Source organism: Pseudomonas sp. EA_65y_Pfl1_P113 (genome assembly GCF_963970525.1).
Taxonomy (GTDB): Bacteria; Pseudomonadota; Gammaproteobacteria; order Pseudomonadales; family Pseudomonadaceae; genus Aquipseudomonas; species Aquipseudomonas tritici.
Map to the genome: position 1 here is coordinate 1 of NZ_CAXAQM010000712.1, position 335 is coordinate 335.

General features: G+C 56.7%; 1 protein-coding gene. It reads right to left on the minus strand.

Annotation, left to right across the window (positions count from 1 at the left end):
* Window positions 1–5: 5 nt before the first annotated feature.
* Window positions 6–335 (minus strand): DUF3304 domain-containing protein (locus AACY52_RS31850; RefSeq protein WP_339561634.1); only part of this gene is annotated, 330 nt, incomplete at its 5' end.

A 335-nucleotide genomic window follows, 5' to 3' on the forward strand; every position in this document is an offset into this window, starting at 1 on the left:
CGGGATCATGGCTTCGGACATGTGGCCGGCTCCTGCATTTTTTGAGGGAAGTGAAACGGATAATCTGAACGACCGGGATACGTAGCGCCTGCCGATACAGCCACCTGGTTACAGGGCAAGAAATGCACGTTTACCAACCCCAAGTCCTCATATGGAGCAACTGCCACTACCGCACGATGACGGGTGTATTTGGCCGCATGCAGCTTGTAGGCAGCCCGGTAGCCATCTGTCCCAAGCGGAGGCCAATTTGCTGAGGCATGCGGATTCGGGTCTTTCTCCCATTCAACCACCACGGTCAAACCGGGGTGCCACTTCACTGGAAGCGGTGCGCAGCA